2 protein-coding genes are annotated in these 2,088 nt (G+C 55.8%); one reads left to right on the top strand and one right to left on the bottom strand.

Annotation, left to right across the window (positions count from 1 at the left end; genetic code table 11):
• Positions 1-96: 96 nt before the first annotated feature.
• Positions 97-1,506 (bottom strand): outer membrane protein assembly factor BamB family protein, encoded by a 1,410-nt coding sequence (locus NHH03_RS27675; protein ID WP_253161603.1) that lies wholly within the window; start codon positions 1,504-1,506, stop codon positions 97-99.
• Between the two features lie 65 nt (positions 1,507-1,571).
• Here NHH03_RS27675 and NHH03_RS27670 point away from each other — a divergent pair, with 65 nt between their 5' ends.
• Positions 1,572-2,069, top strand: a complete 498-nt coding sequence (locus NHH03_RS27670; RefSeq protein WP_253161602.1) for a Crp/Fnr family transcriptional regulator — start codon at positions 1,572-1,574, stop codon at positions 2,067-2,069.
• Positions 2,070-2,088 lie beyond the last annotated feature (19 nt).

Genomic DNA, 2,088 nt, shown 5'->3' with positions numbered 1-2,088 from the left:
TCACGCGTCGGGTTACCAAAAACCAATACCTGACGCAAAATCGAAACTTCAAAAAAATCAACCACAACACGATCACTTGGCTAGCAAGTCACGCCGCTACTGAGCGATACAGAATAAATGTTCTTGGCCGCGGATGAACAATTCATTACCGGCCGGTGCCGGAGTGGCGTCGACCGTTTCGCCGACGGAATTGACCGCGACGATCTGCAATTGATCTGACTCTTTGATCACAACGGTGGTCCCGCTGCGGCCGGTTAAATAGACGTGGCCTGCCACGGACATCGGCGATGCATAGGTGTTGCTGATGTTCGGCAGACGTTGGGTTTGGTAGTGAAATTCCCCGGTCTTGGCATCGACACAGCTGAGCAAGCCACTTTTCCCTTTGTGAAAATAGATCCGACCGCCTGACAATAGCGGCGATGCAATGTCAGGTGCGTCCTGATGGATCGTCCAGGCAACCTGTTTGCTGCCTTCAATGTCACCGGCGCCGTCGGGGCGGAATGCGCCCAGGAATGCTCCGCGATAGCCGCTGGTGACGTACACCAATCCGTCACCTGCAACCGCCGAGGCCACGGGACGCTCGGTCTGGCCGCTACAGCGCCACAACTCCTTGCCCGTTTCCAGGTCATAGCTGCGGGCATAGTTTTGTCCGTTCATCACCACCTGCTGTTTACCGGCGTGCTCAAACACCAACGGGGTTGCCCAGCAAGACGGTTCGTCACGTGGCGTTTTCCAAATCGTCTGTCCGGTCGCTTTGTCGAGTGCATACAGCGCCGAATCGCCTTCGTGATCCCACGGCACCAAGATCATCTTGCCGACCAGCGTCGGCGAACTGCCTTCACCAAAACCGCGTCGAGTGATCATCTGGCCGAAATCATTGCGTTTCCATTTCAGCTGGCCGTCCATCGTGTAACAGTACAATCCACGGGAACCAAAATGGGCATAAACGTGTTGCCCGTCGGTACAGGGCGAAGCGGACGCATAGCCGTTGGTCGAGTGTGTTTCCTGATGCGGCGTCGCAGTGGTTGCCGTTTGCTGCCATAGCTCCTTTCCCGTCGACCGGTCGAAACACAGGACTTTAAATTGCAGTTGGGTTTGCGATCGAGCTTGATTGCGATCTCCGGAACCAGCGACCGCAGTGACCACAAACACGCGGTCATTCCAAATCACGGGCGAACCGGAACCGAGCCCCGGAAGAGGCACTTTCCATTTGATGTTTTTCTCGGGCGACCAAGTGGTGGGCGGATGGCCTGTGGACGCGCTGCCATTTCCAGTGGGGCCGCGCCAATGCGCCCAGTTTTGGGCCACTGCTGGAACCCCCGCTGAAAACTGGAACACACAGAGTACGGCAAGTGTCAACAACACACTGCGAAGCATAGGTACGCCTTTTTGGTCAATTGTGAAAGGATCGGTTGCGGCCAGTTTAACACCGCCAAGAATTTCCGCGGCGTAGGGGCGTGTCTGGAAAGCGATCAATTTTTTGACAAGCCGATCACAATGCGACATCCTGGATGCCGATTTAGCGCCCCGCTGTCCTCGAGTCCGCTGTCCCCGTGGAAGAGCTTGTATCGATGTTGATTGAAAAAACGGATCTGATTCAAAAGATCGCAATCTGCGGCGGGCTGAAGACGGAAACGCTCCGTTTTGTGCTTCAACAATCGCAAGAAATTGAACGCGTCTCAGGCGAATTTTTCTTTCGCGAAGGCGACGCCGGGGATTGTTTGTACGTGCTGAAGTCGGGAACAGCGCTGGTCCAACGGAGTTGGCAAGGACGAGAGATCGTGCTGGCCCGGATCCGGCCGGGCGATTGTTTCGGCGAAATGTCACTGATTGATTTGCAGCGCCGGTTCGCCGCGGTCACCGCCGAAACCGACTGCACGGCGATCCGCGTCCCCTACAGCGCGATCTGCAAATTGGTCCAATTCGACATGGAACAATACACGATGGTGATGATGAACTTGGGGCGTGAAGTCAGTCGCCGACTGCGCGTCGCCGGCAACCGACTATTCCACTATCAACAAGAGTTCGGTCACCAGTGGTTCGACGAAGAACTCACCGGCGACGTCTAAAAAAGCACTGTCATGGTCG

The sequence above is a fragment of the Stieleria tagensis genome, assembly GCF_024129865.1.
Classification (GTDB): Bacteria; Planctomycetota; Planctomycetia; order Pirellulales; family Pirellulaceae; genus Stieleria; species Stieleria tagensis.
The sequence above is the reverse complement of the archived record's forward strand: the minus strand, read 5'-3'. Positions and strand labels throughout refer to the sequence as shown.

Bases quoted from the DNA above. Each gene is read 5' to 3' on its own strand.
- NHH03_RS27675 (WP_253161603.1), bottom strand. From the start codon at position 1,506: ATGTCGCATTGTGATCGGCTTGTCAAAAAATTGATCGCTTTCCAGACA.
- NHH03_RS27670 (WP_253161602.1), top strand. From the start codon at position 1,572: ATGTTGATTGAAAAAACGGATCTGATTCAAAAGATCGCAATCTGCGGC.